The organism is Janthinobacterium sp. SUN026 (assembly GCF_030397625.1).
GTDB classification, from domain to species: Bacteria; Pseudomonadota; Gammaproteobacteria; order Burkholderiales; family Burkholderiaceae_D; genus Janthinobacterium; species Janthinobacterium kumbetense.
The window spans coordinates 127881-145782 of record NZ_JAPQNU010000009.1 but is presented as its reverse complement, the minus strand read 5'-3'; the positions used below and the strand labels follow the sequence as shown (position 1 = coordinate 145782).

The 17902-nt window shown below is 62.1% G+C and carries 19 protein-coding genes; 7 read left to right on the top strand and 12 right to left on the bottom strand.

Going from position 1 to position 17902, the window contains the following annotated elements; genetic code table 11:
* Window positions 1-5: 5 nt before the first annotated feature.
* From OX459_RS27085 to leuS, 5 genes are all read right to left on the bottom strand, one after another.
* Window positions 6-443 (bottom strand): CopD family protein, encoded by a 438-nt coding sequence (locus tag OX459_RS27085; protein WP_099666278.1) that lies wholly within the window; start codon window positions 441-443, stop codon window positions 6-8.
* Between the two features lie 70 nt (window positions 444-513).
* Window positions 514-1785, bottom strand: coding sequence for a glutamate-5-semialdehyde dehydrogenase (locus OX459_RS27080; RefSeq protein ID WP_289907325.1), 1272 nt, complete (start codon window positions 1783-1785; stop codon window positions 514-516).
* A gap of 23 nt (window positions 1786-1808) precedes the next feature.
* On the bottom strand, window positions 1809-2825 hold the full coding sequence (gene holA / locus OX459_RS27075; RefSeq protein ID WP_034778765.1) for a DNA polymerase III subunit delta: 1017 nt from the start codon (window positions 2823-2825) through the stop codon (window positions 1809-1811).
* A gap of 10 nt (window positions 2826-2835) precedes the next feature.
* Complete coding sequence (gene lptE, locus OX459_RS27070) at window positions 2836-3435, bottom strand: LPS assembly lipoprotein LptE (protein WP_289907322.1); 600 nt, start codon at window positions 3433-3435, stop codon at window positions 2836-2838.
* A 2-nt stretch (window positions 3436-3437) separates the two neighbouring features.
* Window positions 3438-6077: a leucine--tRNA ligase gene (gene leuS, locus OX459_RS27065; protein ID WP_289907321.1), complete on the bottom strand. Its 2640-nt coding sequence runs from the start codon at window positions 6075-6077 to the stop codon at window positions 3438-3440.
* Window positions 6078-6222: 145 nt separating this feature from the next.
* On the opposite strand from leuS, the gene OX459_RS27060 reads away from it, so the two are divergent.
* Complete coding sequence (locus tag OX459_RS27060) at window positions 6223-7011, top strand: helix-turn-helix domain-containing protein (protein ID WP_289907320.1); 789 nt, start codon at window positions 6223-6225, stop codon at window positions 7009-7011.
* A gap of 91 nt (window positions 7012-7102) precedes the next feature.
* The gene (locus OX459_RS27055; protein ID WP_099668332.1) at window positions 7103-7468 is read left to right on the top strand and encodes a VOC family protein; all 366 of its coding nucleotides are present in this window, start codon (window positions 7103-7105) and stop codon (window positions 7466-7468) included.
* Between the two features lie 6 nt (window positions 7469-7474).
* Here the strand turns inward: OX459_RS27055 and OX459_RS27050 are convergent, their stop codons facing one another.
* Complete coding sequence (locus tag OX459_RS27050; protein ID WP_289907318.1) at window positions 7475-8380, bottom strand: LysR substrate-binding domain-containing protein; 906 nt, start codon at window positions 8378-8380, stop codon at window positions 7475-7477.
* Between the two features lie 160 nt (window positions 8381-8540).
* On the opposite strand from OX459_RS27050, the gene OX459_RS27045 reads away from it, so the two are divergent.
* Together OX459_RS27045 and OX459_RS27040 are read left to right on the top strand one after the other, a co-directional pair.
* A complete protein-coding gene (locus tag OX459_RS27045; protein ID WP_034745726.1) occupies window positions 8541-9719 on the top strand; it encodes an acyl-CoA dehydrogenase in 1179 nt (392 codons plus the stop codon).
* A complete protein-coding gene (locus OX459_RS27040; RefSeq protein WP_289907317.1) occupies window positions 9719-10966 on the top strand; it encodes a CaiB/BaiF CoA-transferase family protein in 1248 nt (415 codons plus the stop codon). Before OX459_RS27045 ends, OX459_RS27040 begins: the two co-directional genes overlap by 1 nt.
* 64 nt (window positions 10967-11030) lie before the next feature.
* Here the strand turns inward: OX459_RS27040 and OX459_RS27035 are convergent, their stop codons facing one another.
* Genes OX459_RS27035 through OX459_RS27025 form a run of 3 tightly spaced genes read right to left on the bottom strand, consistent with a single transcriptional unit; the run spans window position 11031 to window position 12824 of the window.
* Window positions 11031-11357: a barstar family protein gene (locus OX459_RS27035; protein WP_099666271.1), complete on the bottom strand. Its 327-nt coding sequence runs from the start codon at window positions 11355-11357 to the stop codon at window positions 11031-11033.
* An 8-nt stretch (window positions 11358-11365) separates the two neighbouring features.
* Window positions 11366-12175 carry a 4-hydroxy-tetrahydrodipicolinate reductase gene (dapB, locus tag OX459_RS27030; RefSeq protein ID WP_077408775.1) on the bottom strand — a complete coding sequence of 270 codons (810 nt, stop codon included), beginning with the start codon at window positions 12173-12175 and terminating at the stop codon, window positions 11366-11368.
* Window positions 12176-12194: 19 nt separating this feature from the next.
* Window positions 12195-12824 (bottom strand): outer membrane protein assembly factor BamE, encoded by a 630-nt coding sequence (locus tag OX459_RS27025; RefSeq protein WP_289907370.1) that lies wholly within the window; start codon window positions 12822-12824, stop codon window positions 12195-12197.
* A gap of 196 nt (window positions 12825-13020) precedes the next feature.
* Between OX459_RS27025 and fur the strand changes: the two genes are divergently transcribed.
* A complete protein-coding gene (gene fur, locus OX459_RS27020; protein WP_034778781.1) occupies window positions 13021-13452 on the top strand; it encodes a ferric iron uptake transcriptional regulator in 432 nt (143 codons plus the stop codon).
* A gap of 51 nt (window positions 13453-13503) precedes the next feature.
* Here fur and hrcA read toward each other — a convergent pair whose 3' ends face one another.
* Both hrcA and OX459_RS27010 read right to left on the bottom strand, forming a co-directional pair.
* The gene (gene hrcA / locus OX459_RS27015) at window positions 13504-14520 is read right to left on the bottom strand and encodes a heat-inducible transcriptional repressor HrcA (RefSeq protein WP_034745713.1); all 1017 of its coding nucleotides are present in this window, start codon (window positions 14518-14520) and stop codon (window positions 13504-13506) included.
* Window positions 14521-14622: 102 nt separating this feature from the next.
* Window positions 14623-15348, bottom strand: coding sequence for an HAD family hydrolase (locus OX459_RS27010; RefSeq protein ID WP_289907314.1), 726 nt, complete (start codon window positions 15346-15348; stop codon window positions 14623-14625).
* A gap of 245 nt (window positions 15349-15593) precedes the next feature.
* On the opposite strand from OX459_RS27010, the gene OX459_RS27005 reads away from it, so the two are divergent.
* On the top strand, window positions 15594-16193 hold the full coding sequence (locus OX459_RS27005) for a hypothetical protein (RefSeq protein WP_289907312.1): 600 nt from the start codon (window positions 15594-15596) through the stop codon (window positions 16191-16193).
* A 36-nt stretch (window positions 16194-16229) separates the two neighbouring features.
* On the top strand, window positions 16230-16811 hold the full coding sequence (locus OX459_RS27000) for a hypothetical protein (RefSeq protein ID WP_289907310.1): 582 nt from the start codon (window positions 16230-16232) through the stop codon (window positions 16809-16811).
* 186 nt (window positions 16812-16997) lie between these two features.
* Here OX459_RS27000 and mmsB read toward each other — a convergent pair whose 3' ends face one another.
* A complete protein-coding gene (mmsB, locus tag OX459_RS26995; RefSeq protein ID WP_289907309.1) occupies window positions 16998-17900 on the bottom strand; it encodes a 3-hydroxyisobutyrate dehydrogenase in 903 nt (300 codons plus the stop codon).
* Window positions 17901-17902 lie beyond the last annotated feature (2 nt).

The following is a 17902-nucleotide window of genomic DNA, read 5'->3' as shown; positions in this document are numbered from 1 at the left end:
TTCCCTTAGAAAGGCTTGACCACGACCAGCACGACGACGGCCAGCAGCATCACCACCGGCACTTCATTAAACCAGCGGAACCAGGTGTGGCTGCGCTTGTTGAGACCTTTTTCAAACTTGCGCAGGATGGCGCCGCAGGCGTGGTGATAGCCGAGCAGCAGCACCACGAACGTCAGCTTGGCGTGCATCCAGCCCGGCATCTTCATGCGGCCTTCGCCCCCACCGTACAGCATCCACATCAACGCCAGCCCCAGCACCATGGCCGGCAGCGCCAGCAGGGACATGAAGCGGTACAGCTTGCGCGCCATCAGCAGCAGGCGCTCGGTGGCCACCGTTTCCGTCTCCATCGCCAAATTCACGAAGATGCGCGGCAAATAAAACAGGCCGGCAAACCAGGACATGACGAAGATGATGTGGAAGGCTTTGGTCCAGAGAAAGAGCATGGGGTTCCCAGTGTCAGAAGTGGAGAGAAACGAGAGCACGGGCCGCCTTGTGGGCAGCCCGCGAAAGAGACTATTTGCGTACTTCGCCGTGGCCAAAGACCACGTACTTGAGCGAGGTCAGGCCTTCCAGTCCCACCGGGCCGCGTGCATGCAGCTTGTCGTTCGAAATGCCGATCTCGGCGCCCAGGCCATATTCAAAACCGTCGGCAAAGCGCGTCGACGCGTTCACCATCACCGAGGCGGAATCGACTTCGCGCAGGAAGCGCAGCGCATCGCTGTAGTCTTCCGTGATGATCGATTCCGTATGCTTCGATGAATACTGGTTGATGTGGTCCATCGCTTCGTCGATGCCGTCGACGACCTTCACCGACAGGATCGCCGCCAGGTATTCGGTGCGCCAGTCTTCCTCGGTGGCGGGCACCAGGTGCGGATAAGCAGCGGCGGCCAGGATCGCATGGCTTTCCGGATCGGCGCGCAGTTCCACCTGCTTGGTCAGGTACAGTTCGGCCAGCTGCGGCAGCACGGTCGCGGCGACGGCACGCGACACCAGCAGCGTTTCCATGGTGTTGCAGGTGCCGTAGCGGTGGCACTTCGCGTTGAAGCCGATATCGATCGCCTTCCTGATATCGGCCTTGGCGTCGATATAGACGTGGCAAATGCCATCGAGGTGCTTGATCATCGGCACGGTTGCCTCGTCCATCAGGCGCGCGATCAGGCCCTTGCCGCCGCGCGGCACGATGACGTCCACGTACTGCGGCATGGTGATCAGGGCGCCGACGGCAGCGCGGTCGGTGGTGTCGATGACTTGCACGGCATCGGCCGGCAAGCCGGCTCCCTGCAAGCCCTCGGCCACCAGCTTGGCCAGCGCGCGGTTGCAGTGAATCGCTTCCGAGCCGCCGCGCAAGATCGTCGCGTTGCCGCTCTTGATGCACAGGCCGGCCGCGTCCACCGTCACGTTCGGACGCGCTTCATAGATGATGCCGATGACGCCCAGCGGTACGCGCATCTGGCCCACCTGGATGCCCGTCGGGCGGAACTTCATGTTCGAGATTTCGCCGATCGGATCGGCCAGCGACACGATCTGCGTCAAACCTTCGACCATGGTGGCAATGGCAGCGTCGGACAGGGTCAGGCGGTCGAGCATGGCCGGCGCCAGGCCGGCGGCAGCAGCCGCATCGAGGTCGCGCTGGTTCGCCGCGCGCAGCAGGTCGGCATCGCGCACGATGGCGGCGGCGATCAGGCTCAAGGCGCGGTTGCGCGTGGCGCTGTCGGCACGCGCCATGGCGCGCGAGGCGGCGCGCGCGCGCGTGCCCACGTCCTGCATATATTCTGTGATGTCCATGCTCGTATCCATATAGTAAAAAACTAGCCTCGGGCGATCTTCAGGCCCAACTGCAGCATGGCATCCCAGGCATCGCCCGCGTAGCCCTTGGCGCGCAAGCCCTTGATCATCTTGTCCACTTGCGCCGCCTGCTGCAGCGCCGCTTCCAGCACGGGTAGCGAAATGCGCCGCAGGGCCGGTTCCATCATCCGCTCACGCGGCCCCCAGATGCGGTATTCCTTCAGCAGCGCACCCAATGGACGCCCTTGCGCCATGCCGGCCTTCAATTTTAACAGCGTGCGGATTTCTTCGGAGACGGCCCACAAGACCAGCGGCAGCGCCTCGCCCTCGCCTTTCAAGCCCTCGAGCATGCGCACCAGGCGCGCCGGGTCGCCAGCCAGCATGGCTTCGGACAGCTTGAAGACATCATAGCGGGCCACGTTCAACACCGCGTCCTGCACTTGCTCGTACGTCAGCTTGCCCGCAGCATGCAGCAAGCCCAGTTTCTGGATTTCCTGGTGCGCCGCCAGCAAGTTACCTTCCACCCGTTCGGCGATGAAGTCGATGCTGGCCCGTTCGGCGCTTTGCCCCTGCGCGGCCAGGCGCTGGGATATCCAGGCCGGCAACTGCGCCCGTTCCACATTCGGAATGTCGATATACACGGCCGCCTGCTGCAGGCTGGCGACCCAGGCCGCCTTCTGCGTGGCCCAATCCAGCTTGGGCAAGGTGATCAGGGTCAAGTTGTCTGGACTGAGGTTTTTCGCGTAGCTTTGCAGTGCCGCGCCGCCATCCTTGCCCGGCTTGCCGGTGGGGATGCGCAGCTCGATCATTTTCTTGTCACCGAATAGCGACAGCTCCTGGTTCGCCGCCAGCAGTTCGCCCCACTTGAAGCTGCGCTCCACCGTCAGCACGTCGCGTTCAGAATATCCCTGTGCGCGCGCCGCGCGGCGGATCTTGTCGGCCGCTTCCAGCGCCAGCAGGTGTTCGTCGCTGGTGATCACATACAGCTGCGCCAGCGGCTTGGCCACATGCCCATCGAGCGCGTCTATCCGCAATTGCATGGCGTCCCCGTTACTGCTGCGGGGCTGCCGGCGCGACCGGCGTCACGGGCGCCACTGGCGCCACCGACATGGCCGGCAGCACCGGCTTGATGGCGGCCAGGCGGCGCATGATCTGCTGCACCAGGTCGTTGCGCATGTCGCGGTACAGCGCCGCTTCTTCCGTTTCCTTGGCCAGTACCTGCGATTCATCGAAGGTAATCGGACGCACCAGGCTGATGGTCGTCGGCGCCAGCAACTGGTTGCCGGCCTTGTCCACCACGCGGAAATTGATCGAATAGCCGAGTTGATACTCTTGTACCCGGCCATTTTTGTTCAACGACAAAATGGTCTTGGTCCGATTCCTCTCCGGGTCGCTGAGCACTTCAAGGACGGCGTCGGCGCCATCCCTGGTGTTCACCACTTCCGTGCTGCCAATGGCGCGGATATAGCGCTTCAGGCCGATCGCCAGCGGCGACGTGTCGGGCAAGCCGATATACATCGTCGCGAACGGCAGCATGAAACTGCCGTTCGAACCGCGCAAATGAAAGCCGCAGGCCGACAGCAAAACAGTCAGGCCCAAAGCCAGCACGGCACGGCGGCCCAACAGCGATACGGAAGAGGAAGTCGTCATGATTACACCACGATGCTGATTAACTTGCCTGGCACGACGATGATCTTCTTCGGCGTGGTCTCGACATACTTCTGTACACTTTCGCACGCCAGCGCGGCCGCTTCGATGCTCGCCTTGTCCGCATTCTTCGACACCGTGATCGAGCCGCGCAGCTTGCCGTTCACCTGGATCATCATCTCGATCTCGGACTGTTCCAATGCGGCCGGGTCGACTTGCGGCCAGGCGACGTTCAACAGGTCGCCGTGCACGCCCGCGTAGCCCAGTTCCTGCCACAGCACATGGGTGATGTGCGGCGCGACGGGATTGAGCAGGCGCAGGAAGATCGAGAAGCCTTCGGCGATCAGGGCCTTCGACTGCGCGCTATCGTCCAGCTTGGCCGATTCCAGCGTGTTGAGCATCTTCATGCAGGCCGACACGACGGTGTTGTACTGGATGCGCTTCAAGTCGTAATCGGCTTGCTGCAGCAGCTTGTGCAATTCGCGGCGCAGGTTTTTCTGCGCGTCGCCCGTCGCCGGTGCGGCGCCGCCAGCCAGCGCGGCTTGAATCGTCGCCGACTGGGCGTAGCCGAAGTTCCACACGCGGCGCAGGAAGCGGTTCGCGCCTTCGACGCCGCTGCCCGACCATTCCAGCGTCTGTTCCGGCGGCGAAGCGAACATGGTGAACAGGCGGGCCGTGTCGGCGCCGTACTGCTCGATCTGCGCTTGCGGGTCGATGCCGTTGTTCTTCGACTTCGACATTTTTTCCGTGCCGCCGATTTCCACCGGCTGGCCGTCGGCCACCAGGATGGCGGATTGCGGACGGCCCTTGTCATCGAGCGACAGGCGCACGTCGTCCGGGTTGAACCAGGTGGTCTTGCCCGCGGCATCCTTGCGGAAGTAGGTTTCGTTGAGCACCATGCCCTGCGTCAGCAGGTTGACGAATGGCTCGTCGAACTTGACCAGGCCGAAGTCGCGCATGATCTTGGTCCAGAAGCGCGCGTACAGCAAGTGCATGACGGCGTGTTCGATGCCGCCGATGTACTGGTCCATCGGCATCCAGTAATCGTTGCGCGCGTCGACCATGGCGTCGTTCGAGCCTGGCGAGGTATAGCGCATGTAGTACCACGACGAATCGACGAAGGTATCCATGGTGTCCGTCTCGCGGCGCGCCGGCTTGCCGCACTGCGGGCAGTCGCACTGCAAAAAGGCTTCATATTTGTTCAGCGGGTTACCCGTGCCATCCGGCACGCAGTCTTCCGGCAGCACCACCGGCAAGTCTTTTTCCGGCACCGGCACCACGCCGCAATCGGCGCAATGGATCATCGGGATCGGCGTGCCCCAGTAGCGCTGACGCGAAATGCCCCAGTCGCGCAGGCGGAACGTGGTTTTCTTTTCGCCCAGGCCCAGTTCGGCCAGGTCGGCGGCCACCGCATCGACGGCGGAGGCGAAATGCAGGCCGTCGTATTTGCCGGAAGCGACGCAGACGCCATCCTTGCTGCCATACGATTCCTGCCAGGCGTCCGTCGAGAATTCCTGGCCTTTGACTTCGATGACTTGCTTGATCGGCAGATTGTATTTTTTGGCGAAGCCGAAATCGCGTTCATCGTGCGCCGGCACGCCCATTACGGCGCCATCGCCATAGGTGATCAGCACGTAGTTGCCGACCCAGACTTCCACCTGCGCGCCCGTCAGCGGATGGGTGACGAACAGGCCGGTCGGCATGCCCTTCTTCTCCATCGTTGCCATGTCCGCTTCGATCACGGAACCGAGCTTGCATTCGGCGTTGAAGGCGGCCAGCGCAGGATTGCTTTGCGCGGCGTGGATGGCCAGCGGATGCTCGGCGGCCACGGCGCAGAAGGTCACGCCCATGACGGTGTCCGGACGGGTAGTAAACACATACAGCTTGCCGTCGCCGATCAGGGCGCCATTCGCGTCCTTGATGTCATGCGGGAAGGCGAAGCGCACGCCCGTCGACTTGCCGATCCAGTTGGTCTGCATGGTGCGCACGCGCTCGGGCCAGCCCGGCAGCTTGTCATCCACATATGCCAGCAATTCTTCCGCGTAATCGGTGATGCGCGCGTAGTACATGGGGATTTCGCGCTTTTCGATCAGCGCGCCCGAACGCCAGCCGCGGCCGTCGACGACTTGTTCGTTGGCCAGCACGGTCTGGTCGATCGGATCCCAGTTCACGGTACCGGTCTTCTTGTAGATGATGCCTTTTTCCAGCATCTTGAGGAACATCCACTGGTTCCATTTGTAGTATTCGGGCTTGCAGGCGGTCATTTCGCGCGACCAGTCGATGGCCAGACCCATCGATTCCATCTGCTGCTTCATGTGGGCGATGTTCGAATACGTCCATTGCGCGGGCGGCACGTTGTTGGCCATGGCCGCGTTTTCCGCCGGCATGCCGAACGCATCCCAGCCCATCGGCATCAGCACGTTGTAGCCGTTCATGCGCAGGTAGCGGTACATCACGTCATTGATCGTATAGTTGCGCACGTGACCCATGTGCAGCTTGCCCGAAGGGTAAGGCAGCATCGAGCAGGCAAAATACTTGCCTTTTGGGAAACGCGGGTCGTGTTCGACGGCTTTATAGGCGTCGATCGCCTTCCAGTGCGATTGGGCGGCTTGTTCGACGTCGGCGGGACTATATTTATCTTGCATGATGTGCGGCCAATAGTGGATATGAACCGAGCATTATACTGGTTGTCGCCGCCCGATAGCGCGGCGCGCCGGCGGCCCGGTCTCGCATATTTCGGCCGGCGCACAATTATGCTATGCCGTATGCAACAATACATATGCCACAATCTTGTTCTTTGCATCAACGCCGACCATGATCGTCTACCAGGAATATCCGCCCATCCCCGCCCTGCGGCCGTGGCTGGACTGCGTCTGGACGTGTCGCGTGCAAACGGGCACCACGCCCCTCACGCACCAGGTCTTACCGGACAATTGCATCGACATCCTGTGCCAGGACCAGCAGGATGCCAGCTTTGCCGTCGGCATGATGACGGCGCCGATTGCCGTCGTCAGCCAGGGTCTCGTGCAGACGGTGGCGGCCCGCTTCAAGCCGGGCGCGGCCGCACGCTTTTTCCAGCTGCCCTTGTGCGAACTCAACGATGGCCGCACGGGCTTGCAGCAACTGTGGGGCCGCGAGCTGGCGGCGCGCCTCGGTGACGCCCTGTGGAGCGAGCCCTTGTCCAATACGCAAAGAGTTTCTATTTTGCAAGATTATCTGCTGCTGCGCCTGCGCGCCGCGCCGCCACGGCGCCAGGCCGGCGCGGCCGAACATGCGATCGCGGCCATCGAGCGCGCATCCGGCCAGGTGCGCGTGGAGGGCCTGGCGCAGCAACTGGGCGTGTCGCGCCAGCACCTGGCGCTGCAATTTCGCCAGCAAGTCGGCATCAGCCCGAAGCTGTTTGCCCGCATCTGCCGTTTTCGCGCCGCCAGCCGGGGCCTGACAAGCCTGGCGGGACAGCCGGACTGGGCGCAAGTGGCCTTGCAATATGGTTATTTCGACCAGTCGCATCTGATCCACGACTTCCAGGATTTCGCCCGCAGCTCGCCCGAGGCGTGGCTGACGGGCCGGCGCGCGTGACCACCTTCCATTTTTCCAATCGCGCGGCGCGCGCCGGTGGCATCATGGCGCCAGGTACTTCGCCGACTATTTCAACCAACAGGAGCAGAACATGATCAAGGGCTTGCGCACCGTCACCTATCCCGTCCCCGACCTGGACAAGGCCAAGGCCTGGTACAGTCAGGTTTTCAGCACGGCGCCCTATTTCGACCAGCCGTTCTATGTCGGCTTTGCCATCGGCGGCTTCGAGCTGGGCCTGCTGCCGGGCGGCGAAGCGGGCACGCAGGGCAGCGTGACGTACTGGGGCGTGGACGGCATCGAGCAGGAAGTCGAGCGCATCGTTGCGCTGGGCGGCACCCTGCACCACCCGATCACGGACGTGGGCGACGGCATCCGCACGGTGGAATTGCTCGACCCGTTCGGCAACCAGATCGGCCTGATCGACAATCCCCATTTCGATACGGCCAAGGTGGTTTGAATTGCCTCAGGCCGCTTCGCCCTGCAGCCATAGCCGGAACTGCTGCAAGGCCGTCTTTTCATGTGCCGTTTCGGGCGTGATCAGGTAATACGCGCGCTGGCCGCGCAGTGGGCGCTCGCATGCGATCTGCAATTCGCCGCGCGCCAGTTCCGCTTCGACCAGCATGCGTGGCAGCAAGACCACGCCCTGCCCTTGCACGGCCGCCATGGCCAGCATGGAAAACAGTTCATAGCGGGCGCCGTAGTGCGCCCCGTCGCGCCCCTCGCCCTCGACCTGCATGGCGTCAAACCACTGGCGCCAGGCGCCCGGGCGCGTACTTTGTTGCAACAAAGTTAATTCCAATAAATCCTGCGGCTGCCAGTCGCTGCGCGCCGCCAGCAGGCGGGGGCTGGCGACTGGCACGATTTCTTCGTGCATGAGCAAGGTGGCGCGCGTGCCGGGCCAGCGCGCCAGCTGCTCGGGCGTGCCCGCGTACAGGGCGCCATCGTATTCCGTATCGGCAAACATGAACGGTTTTGTATACGCATCGATATGCACGACGATGTCCGGATGCAGGTCCGCCAGCGAAGACAGCCGCGGCATCAGCCAGCGCGTGGCAAACGTGGGCACGGAAGCGAGCTGCAAGGCGCCGCCGCCGCCCTGTCGCGCCATGGTGTCGAGCGTGTCGCGCTCCAGGCCATCGAGGCGGGCGGCGATCTGCCGCGCATACGCGGCGCCGGCGCTGGTCAGCAGCACGCCATGGCGCGTGCGCTGGAACAGTTGCACGCCAAGAAAAGTTTCCAAGGATGAAATCTGGCGCGACACGGCGCTTTGCGTCAGCGACAGTTCGCGCGCCGCGTGCGTGTAGCTCTGGTGCCGCGCGGCCGCCTCGAAGCAGTTCAGCGCTTGCAGCATGGGGATTTTGCGTGACATGGGAATATCCAGCCGGTAAAAGAACGCCAGTATGCCGCAAGATATGCGCAACACGCATGTCTGGGTGCGAAAAAATCGTTTGCGCAAGGCTAGGCAAAAACCTACCATGAGTCATATTCAATCTTGCGCCGATCACCGGCGCTCACCTGCGAGGCCTGTGATGAGCAAAACCGTATTCGACTGGAATTCCCCCCTGCTGCTGGAAGAACAACTGACGGGCGACGAACGCGCCGTGCTGGAAGCGGCCCGCGACTATTGCCAGGGCAGCCTGGTGCCGCGCGTGCTTGAATCGTTCCGCCATGGCCGCACGGACGCTGCCATCTTCCGCGAAATGGGTGAACTGGGCTTGCTGGGCACGACCATTCCCGAGGAATACGGCGGTGCCGGCCTGAACTACGTCTGCTACGGCCTGGCCGCGCGCGAAGTCGAGCGCGTTGACTCCGGCTACCGCTCGATGATGAGCGTGCAATCGTCGCTGGTGATGGTGCCGATCAACGCTTTCGGCAACGAAGAAACCAAACAGAAATACCTGCCGAAACTGGCGACGGGCGAATACATCGGCTGCTTCGGCCTGACGGAACCGAACCACGGCTCCGACCCTGGCAGCATGGTCACGCGCGCGCGCAAGGTGCCGGGCGGCTATAGCCTGTCGGGCGCCAAGATGTGGATCACCAACAGCCCGATTGCCGACGTGTTCGTCGTCTGGGCCAAGGACGATGAAGGCGCGATCCGCGGCTTCGTGCTGGAAAAAGGCTGGAAAGGCCTGTCGGCGCCGGAAATCCACGGCAAGGTGGGCTTGCGCACCAGCATCACGGGCGAAATCGTCATGGATGAAGTATTTTGCCCGGAAGAAAACGCCTTCCCGGACGTGCGCGGCTTGAAAGGCCCGTTCACTTGCCTGAACAGCGCCCGCTACGGCATCGCCTGGGGCGCGCTGGGCGCGGCCGAAGACTGCTACCTGAAGGCACGCCAGTACACGATGGACCGCCAGCAATTCGGCCGCCCATTGGCCGCGAACCAGCTGGTGCAAAAGAAACTGGCCGACATGTTGACCGAAATCACCATGGGCTTGCAAGGCTGCTTGCGCCTCGGCCGCATGAAGGATGAAGGTTCGCCCGCCGTGGAAATCACGTCCATCATGAAACGCAACAGCTGCGGCAAGGCGCTGGACATCGCCCGCGTGGCGCGCGACATGATGGGCGGCAACGGCATTTCCGACGAGTTCGGCGTCATCCGCCACCTGGTCAACCTGGAAGTGGTCAACACCTACGAAGGCACGCACGATGTGCACGCGCTGATCATCGGCCGCGCCATCACCGGCATCGCCGCGTTCAACTAATGGACGCCTTGGCTTCCACCTTGCGGCCCGCGCCTTTGACCGGCTTGCGCGTGCTTGACCTGTCGCGCGTGCTGGCCGGCCCGTGGGCCGGACAAATGCTGGCCGACCTGGGCGCCGACGTGGTCAAGGTTGAACAACCGGGCCGCGGCGACGACACGCGCTCCTGGGGGCCGCCGTATCTGAAAGACGAGGATGGCCGCGACACCGCCGAGGCCGCCTATTTCCAGTGCGCCAACCGCAACAAGCGCTCCCTGTGCATCGACCTGGCCGCCCCGGAAGGGCAAGCCCTGGTGCGCCGGCTGGCGGCCGAGGCGGATGTCTTGCTGGAAAATTTCAAATTGGGTGGCTTGAAGCAATACGGCCTGGACGCGGCCAGCTTGCTGGAACTCAACCCGCGCCTCGTGTATTGCTCGATTACCGGCTTCGGCCAGGATGGGCCGTACGCGGCGCGCGCCGGCTATGACTTTTTGATCCAGGGCATGGGCGGCTTGATGAGCATCACGGGCGTGCCCGACGGCCAGCCTGGCGCCGGGCCGCAAAAAGTGGGCGTGGCGCAGACGGACATCCTGACGGGCCTGTACGCCACCATCGCCGTGCAGGCGGCGCTGGCCGAACGGGAACGCTCGGGCCTGGGTCAGCATATCGACCTGGCCTTGCTCGACGTGCAAGTGGCGGCGCTGGGCAACCAGGCCGCCAATTACCTGTGCGGCGGCAAGGTGCCCCAGCGCATGGGCAATGCGCATCCGAACATTGTTCCATATCAAGACTTTCCCACGGCCGACGGCGACATGATTCTGGCGATCGGCAACGATGGGCAATTCTCGCGCTTTTGCGCCGTCGCCGGCCATCCGGAATGGGCGCAGGACGAACGTTTCGCCACCAATCCGCAGCGCGTGGCGCACCGGGCAATCCTGATTCCGCTGATGCGCCAGGCCACGGTGATGCGCACGACGGCCGAGTGGATCAGCGCCTTCGAGGCGCAAGCCGTGCCGTGCGGCCCCGTCAACCGCATCGACCAGGTCTTTGCCGACCCGCAAGTGGTGGCGCGTGGCTTGAAAGTGGAGATGCCGCACCCGACGGCGGGCACGGTGGCGCTGGTGGCCAATCCCGTGCGCCTGTCGGGCTCGCCGGTGCAGTACCGCTTGCCGCCGCCATTGCTGGGACAGCATACCCAGGAGGTGCTGCAGCAATGGCTGGGCCTTGATGGCGGCCAGATTGACGGTTTGCGCGAACGCAAGGTCGTCTAAAGAAAAACGCCGGGCAGTGGCAACACTGTCCGGCGTTTTTTATTGATTCAGCCTTATTTCAGCCTTATTTCAGCACCAGTTTCAGCGCCGGCTTTTCACCGTAATCTTCATAGCGCTCGTTGATGCCGGCGATACAAAACGTGATTTCTTCCAGTAAATCAGGCACTTGCGCCTTCATGCTTTCGGCGTCCTGCACCACGATGTCGAGCACTTCGTTCGGCTTCAAACGGAACTGCGTCATGTTTTCGTCGTCGCGCAGGTAGCTGAGGCAATCGACCCAGGCATCCATGCTGTTGCCGTAAAACTCGGGGAAACCGAAAGCTTGTACGCATTGCGCGTGAAAGCTCGCTGCGTCGGTGATGTCTTTTCCATTCAGGATGGCAGTGGCCATGGTCTTCCTCAGTTCTTCAGCGACAGCACATCCTGCATGTCGAACAGGCCGGTAGGCTTGTCGGCCAGGAAACGCGCGGCGCGCAGGGCACCGTGGGCGTAGGTGACGCGGCTGCTCGACTTGTGGCTGATCTCGATGCGCTCGCCGATGCCGGCAAATAACACCGTATGGTCGCCTACGATATCGCCGCCGCGGATGGTGGCAAAGCCGATGGTCGACGGGTCGCGTTCGCCCGTCACGCCTTCGCGGCCGTACACGGCGCATTCCTTCAAGTCGCGTCCCAGAGCGCCGGCCACCACTTCACCCATTTGCAGGGCCGTGCCCGATGGCGCATCGACCTTGAAGCGGTGATGGGCTTCGATAATTTCAATGTCGTAGCCTTCGGACAAGCTTTTCGCGGCCAGTTCCAGCAACTTCATGGTGACATTCACGCCCACGCTCATGTTCGGCGCGAACATGATGGCCGTCTTTTCAGCGGCGGCGGCAATGGCGGCCTTGCCAGCGTCATCGAAACCGGTGGTGCCGATGATCATCTTGATGCCGTGCTCGGCGCAATATGCCAGGTGCTGTAAAGTGCCTTCAGGGCGCGTGAAATCGATCAGGAAGTCGGCGTTCGCCAGGCCCTTCGCCAGGTCGGACTCCGTCAGCACGCCGGCCGGCTTGCCGAGGAAGGCGGCCGCATCCTGTCCGATCGATGGCGAACCGGCGCGGTCGAGCGCGCCGGCCAGCACGGCGTCGGGCGCATTGCTGACCGCTTCGATCAGGATATGGCCCATGCGGCCGCTGGCGCCAGCGATGGCAATTTTCAGTTCAGTCATTTTATTCTCTTACAGCAACTTATTTGGTGGGTTCGGCAGCAGGTGCAGGTACAGGCTCGGCGGCAGGCGCAGGCGTCACTTCCGGCTTGCTCACAGGAATAGCAGGGGCGGCATCGGCCGGCACGGGCACGGCGCTCGGCGCCACGGGCGACGGCACGGCGGCGGCTGGCGCGTCGGCCTTGGCGACCTTGACGAACGGCGACGGACCGGCGATGCGGTCGATGTATTCTTTCTCCGTTGGCAAGTTACCGCCTTCGAAACGTTCAACCTTGCCATCCTTGCCGAAGTACACGACCACGCGGCTGCTGGTGGTTTCGCCACTGCCCCGTGCCAGGCGGAATGGATAATCCCAGCGGTCGGCATGGAAGATATCGGTCAGCAGCGAGGTGCCGAGGACGAAACGCACCTGATCGCGCGTCATGCCCACTTTCAACTGAGCCAGCATCTCTTCGGAGACAAAGTTGCCTTGTTGAATGTCAGGACGGTAGGGCGAGAAAAACCACATGAATTTCTGCAGCGGCGTAATGGTGGTCGTTTGTGCGCCCTGTTCGGGAACCAGTTCCTTGCCTTCTTTTTGAGCAGCTGCCGGTTTTTCACCCAGGATGCCACGGTTGGCGCAGCCGGACATGGCCAGCGCGACACAGACCATGCCTGCCAAGACTGGTGCTCGAAATGGAATACGGTGCCAGAGAGATGGCAATACAGCCGGTGTTACGCGCATAAATGACCTCAATTGGATGAACAAAACGCCAGGAGTGACCGGCCCGCCAAAAAAAAGCATATTTTGGCACTCCCCGACAAAACGCTATATGATAAAGCACCTGACCCACATACGAGCAACAAACATGAGTAACAATCCTAGTGATCTCAAGGCAAGCGGCCTGAAAGCCACCCTGCCACGGCTGAAGATACTCGATATCTTCCAGAGTAGCCCGGTACGCCACCTGACCGCGGAAGACGTCTACAAGATTCTGCTGGCCGACAATATGGATGTCGGTTTAGCAACTGTCTACCGCGTCCTCACGCAATTCGAACAGGCCGGCTTGCTCAATCGCAACCATTTTGAAACCGGCAAGGCGATTTTCGAGCTCAACGAAGGTTCCCACCACGACCATCTGGTGTGCCTCGACTGTGGCCGGGTCGAAGAATTCTTCGACGAAGACATCGAAGTGCGCCAGCAAAAAGTGGCCGAAGAGCGCGGCTTCAAGATCGCCGAACACGCTTTGGCCATCTACGGCAACTGCATCAAGACGGCTTGCCCGCACAAAACAGCCTGACCCAAGCCGGCCGTTTCCGCAAGGGAACGGCCGGCGCGCCAGGCAGTACGATCAATGATGGCTCAGTGCGCTTGACAGCAGCTTGGCCGTGATATCGACGATCGGGATGACGCGCTCGTAAGCCATGCGCGTCGGCCCGATCACTCCCAACGTTCCCACGATCTTGCCGTTGACTTCATACGGCGCCGTCACCACGCTCATCTCATCCATCGGCACCAGGTTCGATTCGCCGCCGATGAAAATCTGCACGCCCGTCGCCTTGCTCGACACGTCGAGCAGCTGCATCAAGCCCGTTTTTTGCTCGAACATGTCGAACATCTGGCGCAGCGAATGCATGTTCGACGACAGATCGCTCACGCTGAGCAAGTTGCGCTCGCCGGAAATCACCATGTCATCGCTATGGTCGGCCATCGCTTCGCTGCCCGCTTCCACGGCCGCCTGCATCAAACTGCCCATATCGTCGCGTAACTGGCGCAATTCGCCCTGCAGACGCACGCGCACGGCGTCGAAGGACAGGCCGCCATAATTCTGGTTGATGTAATTGGCCGATTGCACCAGTTGCGCCGGCGTATAGTCGGCCTCCGTCAGCAATAAACGGTTCTGCACGTCGCCGCCGGGGGCGACGATGACGAGCAGGATGCGTTTTTCCGACAGGCGCAGGAATTCGATTTGCTGGAACACGGATTCGCGGCGCGGACTGAGCACGACGCCGGCAAACTGCGACAGCGACGACAGCATCTGCGCCGCGTTGGCGATGGTTTTTTGCGGTTGCGGCGTCTGCAGGCGCATGCGCGATTCCACCAGGTGCTCGTCCAGGTGCCGCACGGTCAGCAAGGTGTCGACAAAGATGCGGTAGCCGCGCGGCGTGGGGATGCGTCCGGCCGAGGTATGCGGACTGGAAACATAACCGAGCTCTTCCAGGTCGGCCATGATGTTGCGGATCGTGGCCGGCGACAGGTCCAGGCCGGAAATTTTCGACAAGGCGCGCGAACCGACCGGCAGGCCGTCGGCGATATATCGCTCGACCAGGGCTTTCAGCAGTGTTTGGGCACGTGTATCGAGTTGCATGGTGTTTTATTTAGGCAAGTATTTTGTTAAGCAAGCGGCAACGAAAGCGGCCGAACGTGCATCAACAGCGCCTATTATGCACGTTCGCCCGGCCTGCGGCGATCAATCTTCCAGTTGCCCTTGCAGCCACAGCAACAATTCATCAAAGTTGGCGCAGATGGCGTCGGGCTGCACGCCTGCGGCCAGGTGCGCATCGCTGCCCTTGCGGTTCATCCAGACGGCGCGCATGCCCGCCCCCTGCGCTCCCGTCACGTCGAAATACAGGTCGTCGCCGACATACACGGCTTCATGGGGCGCGACGTCCAGCGCGGCGCAAGCTGCCAGGAAGATGCTGGCGTCGGGCTTGGCCACGCCAAAATCGCTGGCGGCGATCGATACCTTGAAATGCTGCGCCAGGCCGATAATGTCAAGGTCCGCATTGCCATTCGAGATCGAACCGACCAGCATGCGCTGGTGCATCCAGGCCAGGCCCGGCAAGACGTCGTCATAGGGCTGGACGCGGTTGCGCGCGGCCAGGAATTGCAGGATGGCGCCGTCGACCAGGGCGGGATCCTCGCCGGCAGCCTCGAAGGCGGCCAGCAGGCCCGCGCGGCGCAACTCGATCAGGTTGCCATGGAAATGCGGTTGTTCCTTGAGCATGGCCAGGCGGTGCTGGCGCAGCACCTCGATGGAAAACTGCTGCGCCACCTTGGGCGCATGCGTGGCCAGCCAGTCGTGCAGCAGGGTTTCCGCGGCGGCAATCACGGGCGCGATGGGCCACAAGGTATCGTCGAGGTCGAACAGGATGGCCTTGGGCGGCACGGCGGGTTTTACGGGAACAAGGGACATGGGACTCACAATGGGATGCTGCGTCACGGTGCGCAGGATGCGCCTATTGTCGCACCGATCGCCGCCGCCGGCATGGCTGCGCCCCCGTGAAATGGGGCCGGGCCAGCGCTTCCCGGCGAAAAATTGTTACAGGGTGATACAAGGCAAGGTCATCGAGCTTGCCAGATAGACTAAAATAGGCGCCATTCCAATGCGGCGCCAGCGTCCGCGTTGCGCTACCCAACCTAATTCGTTTTGGAGAATGTATGAAAAATTTGTACCTGCGCTCGATGCTGGCGGCGGCTTGCGCCGTCACACTGGCAGCCTGTGGCGGCAGCGGCGGCAACCTGTATCTGCAAGTCTCAGTCAGCGACCTGGCCAAGGATGGCCTGATTCTCCAGAATGACGGCGAACGCTTGCCGGTTACTGCGGGCCAGACCATCGTTGCCTTCACCAAGCTGGTGAAGACCGATGATCGCTACAATATCACCATCGCGGAACAGCCCAAGGGCGCCGTTTGCACCATCATCAATGGCGTTGGCAAGGCATCGAGCTACTCCGTGACCACGGCCGCGGTGAGCTGCAAGACCAACACCTACCCGCTGACAGGCACGATCACTGGCCTGACCGCCGGTAACTTGCGCCTGGTGATGGGCTCCACCGGCACCACCCTGTCGGCTGGTGCCACCGCCTACACATTCGAATCGGTAGCTGACGGCGCCCCGTACGGTATTTCCATACTGGCTCAGCCAACGGGCCTGACGTGCCGCTTCCAGGGTTCAAAGAGTGCCGACGCCAGCGATACGGTCGGCACGATGGGCTCTGCCGCCACGACTGCGGCCACACTTGACTGCACGCCGCAGTAATCCTTGCGATCCGTCACCTATTTTTTGGAGAAATACATGAAGTTATCCTGCTTGCGCCCACTCGCCGCACTGCTGCTGACCCTGGGACTGGCCGCATGCGGCGGCAAGGCCTCGTATGAAGTCAGCGGCACGATCTCAGGCTTGAACAATGAAGGACTGATCCTGGCCAATGGCGGCGAGGACCTCCCGGTTGAAGCCGGCAAGACCTCGTTTACCTTTAAAAAGCGCATCGACTATGGCACCGAGTACAACATCACCTTCAAGCAACAACCGGCCCATATGAATTGCGGCATCAGCGGCGGTTCCGGCTCGGCTGGTCATTACATCAATATCAGCGCCGCTGTTACTTGCTCGCAAAACAGATATACCGTGGGCGGCACGATTTCCGGCCTGACCGTGGATGGCCTGGTACTGATTAACGGTAGTACACTAACACCGGTGCTCAAGGATGCCACGACCTTTACCATAGGCGGCTCTGTCGCCTATGGCGAAACCTATGCCATCAGCGTTTCCGCTCAGCCGAAGGGTCTGCAGTGCGAGCTGGCGCCAGGTACTGAAAAAGGCACCATGGGCGAAGGGAATGTGACAGCGCTGAAGATCGTCTGCAATCCGGCCTGAGTTGCGGCAACGGTAGCCGCCAGGCGGCTACCGGGAAGAGATATCATGAAAATCTATAGTTGATATTCAAAATATAAATTGGAGTTATATGTGGCGATGCAGCATAATGCATCTGTCTCCTCCAACTCTTCCAAGAATTGGATTTAGCCCGCTTTCACCAGCGGGCTTTTTTTTGCCCAGAATTTCTCACGCGGGTTTATTCAAGCCCGGCTGCAACATCTGCACAATGCTGGAGAAATCCTGCTGCGCATAACCGGCTTGCGCATGCATCTGGTACATCTGACGCACCAGGCCGCCCAAGGGCGTGGGCGCGTTCGCCGACAGGGCCGATTGCTGCGCCAGGCCCAGGTCTTTCAGCATCAGCGCCGTGCCAAAGCCGCCCGTGTAATTGCGCGACGCGGGCGTACCGTCCATGACGCCTGGCCACGGGTTGTACACTTCCAGGGTCCAGTTGCGGCCCGAACTCTTGGCCATGATGTCGGACAACACTTTCGGGTCCAGGCCATGCGCCACGCCCAGGTTCAGCGCTTCGGCCGTGCCCGCCATCAAGATGCCTAGCAGCATGTTGTTGCAAATCTTCGCCACCTGGCCCGCGCCCGCCTCGCCCGCATGGAAGATGTTCTTGCCCATCTTTTCCAGCAGGGGACGCGCCTGCTGCAAGGCCGCTTCGCTGCCGCCGACGATAAAGGTCAGGGTGCCGGCTGCCGCGCCCGCCGTGCCGCCCGAGACGGGCGCATCGATCATGGTAAAGCCCCGTTCGCTGGCCGCCTGTGCCACTTGCCGCGCCACATCGGCGGCGATGGTGCTGCAATCGATGAACAGGGCGCCGGGCTTGGCCGAGTCCAGTACGCCGCCCGCCGCCAGGTACAGCTCCTGCACATGCTTGTTGGCTGGCAACATGGTGATGACGGCGTCGGCCGTCTGCACGGCCGCGCTGGCGGAGGCGGCCGCCGTGGCGCCCGCCTCGACGAGCGACGCCACTGCCGCCGGCGTCAGGTCGAATACGGATACGTGGAAGCCGGCGGCCACCAGATTGCGGGCCATCGGCGCGCCCATGTTGCCCAAGCCGATGAAAGCGATATGTTGCATTT